The 6,545-nt window shown below is 68.8% G+C and carries 3 protein-coding genes; all 3 read left to right on the top strand.

Annotated elements, in window-relative coordinates:
- Positions 1 to 344, top strand: a 344-nt coding sequence (locus ACTIR_RS21345; RefSeq protein WP_034238050.1) for a DciA family protein, incomplete at its 5' end; no start/stop codon positions are given.
- A 300-nt stretch (positions 345 to 644) separates the two neighbouring features.
- On the top strand, positions 645 to 2,609 hold the full coding sequence (gene gyrB / locus ACTIR_RS0102935; RefSeq protein WP_026453166.1) for a DNA topoisomerase (ATP-hydrolyzing) subunit B: 1,965 nt from the start codon (positions 645 to 647) through the stop codon (positions 2,607 to 2,609).
- A gap of 70 nt (positions 2,610 to 2,679) precedes the next feature.
- Complete coding sequence (gene gyrA / locus ACTIR_RS0102930; RefSeq protein WP_026453165.1) at positions 2,680 to 6,321, top strand: intein-containing DNA gyrase subunit A; 3,642 nt, start codon at positions 2,680 to 2,682, stop codon at positions 6,319 to 6,321.
- Positions 6,322 to 6,545: the final 224 nt, after the last annotated feature.

The raw sequence follows: 6,545 nt of genomic DNA, 5'->3' as shown, positions 1-6,545 counted from the left end.
AGCCGCTGGGCAGGCTGGTCTCCCGCATGGCGTCCCAGCTCGGCTGGAACCAGCGGCTGGCGGACGGCCGGGTGTTCGGCCAGTGGTCGCGGCTGGTCGGCGAGGAGGTCGCCGAGCACGCGCAGCCCGTCTCCCTCACCGACGGTGAGCTGACCGTGCGCGCCAGTTCCACCGCATGGGCCACGCAGTTGCGTTTGCTCCAGCGTCAGCTGCTCGCGAGAATCGCGGCCGGAGTCGGACACGGGGTGGTCACGAAGATGCGCATCCAGGGACCGACCGCGCCGAGCTGGCGCAAGGGGCCCCGGCACATCTCCGGTCGGGGGCCGCGGGACACCTATGGTTGACCGCCCGCACGGCGCCGCGACCGCGCCCGACGGGAGGCGTTCCCACGGGCGCCGCAGACGCGGCGTCGAGGCGCGGTCGGGCAGGTCATCGGGACGGGACTCGTCCGTGTCCGAATTCGTGGCTCTGTGGCGCAGCCAGGGGTGTCCTTGGTGCCTGTGAGCGCGACCGGCCAAGTAAACTTGAGTGAGGCAAGCCGGATCGGTGCCGGAACGAATACCAGCTTCGGGCCCGACGCGGGCCGGATGTGACCCGGACGTCCCCCCGGTGTCCGTTGGGCGAGACGAGGAGAAGTCAGGCCGGTGGCAGCGAGTAACAGCGAATACAGTGCGTCCTCCATCACGGTGCTCGAGGGCCTGGAGGCGGTCCGCAAGCGCCCCGGCATGTACATCGGTTCGACCGGTGAGCGTGGCCTGCACCATCTGATCTGGGAGGTTGTGGACAACTCCGTCGACGAGGCGATGGCGGGCCACGCCAGCCAGGTGGAGGTCACCCTGCTCGCCGACGGTGGCGTGCGGGTGGTCGACGACGGTCGCGGCATCCCCGTCGAGGAGCACCCCGTCCACGGTCAGCCGACGCTGGAGATCGTGCTGACCCAGCTGCACGCGGGCGGCAAGTTCGACAGCGAGTCCTACGCGGTCTCCGGCGGTCTGCACGGCGTCGGCGTCTCCGTGGTCAACGCGCTGTCCAGCACGCTGGACGTGGAGGTCCACCGCGGCGGCACGATGTGGGTGCAGCACTACGAGAAGTCGGTCCCCGGCGAGCTGCTGGAGAAGGGGCCCACCGAGCGCACCGGGACGAGCCTGACGTTCTTCGCCGACCCGGAGATCTTCGAGACCACCCACTTCAGCGCCGAGACGGTCGCCCGCCGCCTGCAGGAGATGGCGTTCCTGAACAAGGGGCTCACCATCGTGCTGCGGGACGAGCGGGTCTCCGGGGACGAGGACGAGGACGCCGCCGGCCAGCAGGCCGAGGTCAAGGAGCGCACCTACCACTACCCGGGTGGGCTGGAGGACTTCGTCCGGCACATCAACGCCTCCAAGGACGCGATCCACCCGACCGTGGTCTCCTTCGAGGAGCAGGGCGAGGGCGTCGAGGTCGAGGTCGCGATGCAGTGGAACAACGGCTTCACCCCGTCGGTCTACACCTTCGCGAACACCATCAACACCCACGAGGGTGGCACCCACGAGGAGGGCTTCCGCGCCGCGCTCACCCGCGTCGTCAACGCCTACGCGCGGGACAAGAGGCTGCTCAAGGAGAAGGACGCCAACCTCACCGGCGACGACGTGCGGGAGGGCCTCGCGGCCATCATCTCCGTCAAGGTCGCCGAGCCGCAGTTCGAGGGCCAGACCAAGACCAAGCTGGGCAACAGCGAGGTTCGCTCGTTCGTGCAGACGACCTGCAACGAGTGGCTGGCCGACTGGTTCGAGCGCAACCCCGCCGAAGCCAAGGTGATCATCAACAAGGCGGTCTCCAGCGCGCAGGCCCGGCTGGCCGCGCGCAAGGCCCGCGACCTGGTGCGGCGCAAGGGTGCGATGGACATCGGCGGTCTGCCGGGCAAGCTGAAGGACTGCCGTTCCACCGACCCGGAGAAGTGCGAGCTCTACATCGTCGAGGGTGACTCCGCGGGCGGCTCGGCCAAGGAGGGCCGCGACTCGCAGTACCAGGCGATCCTGCCGATCCGCGGGAAGATCATCAACGTGGAGAAGGCGCGGATCGACAAGGTCCTCAAGAACGCGGAGGTCCAGTCGCTGATCACCGCGCTGGGCACCGGCATCCACGACGAGTTCGACATCTCGAAGCTGCGGTACCACAAGATCGTGCTGATGGCCGACGCCGACGTGGACGGCCAGCACATCCGCACACTGCTGCTGACGCTGCTGTTCCGGTTCATGCGCCCGCTGATCGAGCAGGGGTACGTCTACCTGGCCTCGCCGCCGCTCTACAAGATCAAGTGGCCGCGGAACGACGCCGAGTACGCCTACACCGAGCGCGAGAAGGAGGGCCTGCTCCGCGCGGGTGCCGAGGCGGGCCGGAAGCTGCCGAAGGACGAGGGCATCCAGCGGTACAAGGGTCTCGGCGAGATGAACGCCGACGAGCTGTGGGAGACCACCATGGACCCCACCAACCGCGTGCTGCTCCAGGTCAGCCTGGACGACGCGGCCACGGCCGACGAGCTCTTCTCCGTGCTGATGGGCGAGGACGTCGAGGCCCGCCGTTCGTTCATCACCCGCAACGCCAAGGGCGTGCGTTTCCTGGACGTCTGACGCGGCGCCCGGCTCACCCCGGCCGCGCGCCCGCCCGCCGACGTCGCTCGTGTGAAAGGACTTCTTCTCCGTGACCGAAACGCTGGAACCGGACCACCGGGGCCGTGTCGAACCTGTTGACATCCAACAGGAGATGCAGAACTCGTACATCGACTACGCGATGAGCGTCATCGTGTCGCGGGCCCTGCCGGACGTGCGGGACGGACTCAAGCCCGTGCACCGCCGGGTGCTCTACTCGATGTACGACTCCGGCTTCCGTCCCGACCGCGGGTACAACAAGTGCTCCCGCGTGGTCGGCGACGTGATGGGTAACTACCACCCGCACGGCGACTCGGCGATCTACGACGCCCTGGTGCGCCTGGCGCAGGGGTGGTCGATGCGGTACCCGCTGATCGACGGCCAGGGCAACTTCGGTTCCCCGGGCAACGATCCGGCCGCCGCCATGAGGTACTGCGTGACCGGCGACACCCGTGTGAAGCTCGCGGACGGCGCCACGGTCGCGATCGGTGACCTCGTTCCGGACGCCCGGCCGAACAGCGACCACCCCGTCGACGTCAAGCTTCTCGACCGCAACGGCGACCCGGTCCGGGCGGACATGCTCTTCCATTCGGGTGAGCACTCCACACTTCGCATGACCACGCGCGAAGGCTTCGAGCTGACCGGGACGCACAACCACCCGGTGCTCTGCCTGTCCCGGGTGCTGGGCGTTCCGACGCTGGTGTGGAAACTGCTGTCGGAGATCGGGCCGGGGGAGAAGGTCGTGCTCCAACGCACCGAGCCGCCCGCCGGTTCCGACACCGATCCCCGCCAATTGGACGAAGCCCGATCGGCGGGCGCGTACGTCGGTGAGCGGGTCCCCGAGTTCGTGCACACGGGCGGGCCGGAGGTCAAACGGACATTCCTGGCGGCGTTGTTCACCGGTGACGGATCGGTCTCCGGACTGCCCCGGAACTCCGTGCAGGTCTCGTACTCGACCTACAGCGCCCGGCTGGCGCGCGAGGTGCAGCAGCTGCTGCTGGAGTTCGGCGTCGTGGCCAAGCAGGTCCGCTACGACTCGGGCGAGTACAAGGTCGTCATCACCAACCGGCGTGACGCCCGGTTGTTCGCCACCAGGATCGGCTTCGACGGCACCAAGCAGGACAAGCTGGAGACCGTGCTGGCCGAGATCCCGCACGACTCGCGTTCCCTGTCGTCGGATCACGTGCCGTTCGTCGCTGAGTACATCCGTGGGCACGGCGCCCGGCGGTGGACCGAACGGGACTGGCTGCGCAGGCACAACGTCGACCGTGTCGCCCGGTGGGAGACCCGGCGGGACGAGATCGCCGAACGGATCACGGAGCCGGGCGTGCTCGACGTCGTCGAACCGCTCGTCGACGGGCGGTACTACTACGCCGAGGTCGAGTCCGTGAGCGACGCGGGCGTGCGGCCCGTCTACAGCGTGCGCGTCGACAGTGACGACCACGCGTTCGTCACCGACGGGTTCGTCAGCCACAACACCGAATCCCGCCTCGACCCGCTGGCGATGGACATGCTGCGGGACATCGAGGAGGAGACGGTCGACTTCTCCGACAATTACGACGGGCGCACGCAGGAGCCCGACGTCCTGCCGAGTCGCATCCCGAACCTGCTGGTCAACGGCGGTTCCGGGATCGCGGTGGGGATGGCGACCAACATCCCGCCGCACAACCTCCGCGAGGTCGCCGACGGGGTGATCTGGGCGCTGGACCACCCCGAGGCCGGCGAGGAGGAACTGCTCGAGGCGCTGATGGAGCGCATCAAGGGGCCGGACTTCCCGACCCGCGGGCTGATCCTCGGTACCAGGGGGATCTCCGAGGCCTACCGCACCGGCCGCGGGTCGGTCCGGATGCGCGCGGTGGTCGAGGTCGAGGAGGACACCAAGGGCCGCGCCACGCTGGTGGTCACCGAGTTGCCGTACCAGGTGAACCCGGACAACCTGGTGGAGAACATCGCCACGCTGGCCCGGGACGGCAAGCTCACCGGCATCGCCGACATCGCCGACGAGACGAACAGCCGCAGCGGGATGCGTATCGTCATCACGCTCAAGCGCGACGCCGTGGCGAAGGTGGTGCTGAACAACCTCTACAAGCACACCCAGCTGCAGTACAACTTCGGCGTCAACATGCTGGCGCTGGTGGACGGCGTGCCGCGGACGCTGCGGCTGGACCAGATGGTGCGGCACTACGTGGCCCACCAGATCGACGTCATCGTCCGCCGGACCCGGTACCGGCTGCGCAAGGCCGAGGAGCGCGCGCACATCCTGCGTGGCCTGGTCAAGGCACTCGACCAGCTGGACGCGGTGATCAACCTGATCCGCCGGTCGCCCAGCGCGGACGAGGCGCGCACCGGGTTGATGGAGCTGCTCGAGGTCGACGAGGTGCAGGCCACCGCGATCCTGGACATGCAGCTGCGCAGGCTGGCCGCCCTGGAGCGGCAGAAGATCACCGACGAGCTGGCCGAGCGCGAGGCCACGATCGCCGATCTGAAGGACATCCTGGACAAGCCCGAGCGGCAGCGCTCGATCGTGCGGACCGAGCTCGCCGAGATCGTCGAGAAGTACGGCGACGAGCGCCGCACGCAGATCATCCCGTACGACGGGGACGTCTCCGCCGAGGATCTGATCCCGGTGGAGGACGTCGTCGTGACGATCACCCGGACGGGCTACGCGAAGCGGACGAAGACCGATCTGTACCGGTCGCAGAAGCGCGGCGGCAAGGGGGTGCAGGGCACCACGCTGCGCCAGGACGACATCGTGCAGCACTTCTTCGTGTGCTCGACGCACGACTGGATCCTGTTCTTCACCAACAAGGGCCGGGTCTACCGGGCGAAGGCGTACGACCTGCCGGAGGCCAACCGCAGCGCGCGCGGGCAGCACGTGGCGAACCTGCTCGCGTTCCAGCCGGAGGAACACATCGCCGGGGTCATCCAGATCCGGGACTACCAGGTTGCCCCGTACCTGGTGCTGGCCACGCGGAAGGGGTTGGTCAAGAAGTCCCGGCTGTCCGACTTCGACTCCCCGCGCTCCGGTGGTCTGATCGGGATCAACCTGCGGGAGGGCGACGAGCTCGTCGGCGCGGTGCTCGCCTCGGCCGAGGACGACCTGCTGCTGGTGTCCTCGGACGGTCAGTCCATCCGCTTCCACGCCACCGACGAGGTGCTGCGCCCGATGGGCCGGGCCACCTCGGGGGTGCTCGGCATGCGGTTCAACGACGGCGCGGAACTGCTCAGCGTCAACGTCGTCCGGCCGGACACCGACCTGCTCGTCGTCACCGACGGTGGGTACGCCAAACGCACCCCGGTCGAGGAATACCCGGTGCGTGGCCGCGGTGGTAAGGGTGTGCTGACGATCCAGCACGACGAACGGCGCGGAGCGCTCGTCGCCGCGCTGATCGTCGACATCGAGGACGAGTTGTACGCCATCACCTCCAGTGGTGGAGTTATCCGGACCCCCGCGGGTGAGGTCCGCAAGGCGGGTAGGCAGACCAAGGGCGTCCGATTGATGAACCTCGGCGAGGGGAACGCTCTGCTCGCCGTGGCACGCAACGCCGACCGGCCTTCGGACGTCCCCGGAGAGGGCACCACCACCGGTGAACTTCCACCGGAGGACGACGGGAGCACCGGCTCCGAGGCCGTGTCCGGGGCGGATTCCGGGGAGGACACCGCCGCCGGAGGCGAGCCGCGGGACGCGGAGTAGGCGGGTCGCACGACCCGGGCACCAGTGGCGCGCGAGTGACGAGGGATGACGGTTTGTGACATCTTCTGACGACACCGAACAGAGCGGCTCGGGCGGCACCACCGACACCAGCCCGGGGGAACCGCCACCCTGGCAGCGGGTCGCGGGCGACGACGGTGGGGCGACTCCCGACACCGGGGCCGGCACCACGACCGCCGATCCCGCCGCCGGATCCGCCGGTGACT

Origin of the sequence: Saccharomonospora iraqiensis subsp. iraqiensis, from assembly GCF_000430445.1 — a bacterium.
In the GTDB taxonomy this organism is placed as follows: Bacteria; Actinomycetota; Actinomycetes; order Mycobacteriales; family Pseudonocardiaceae; genus Saccharomonospora; species Saccharomonospora iraqiensis.
Note: the sequence above shows the minus strand (reverse complement) of the source record. Positions and strands in the feature narration are given on the sequence as shown.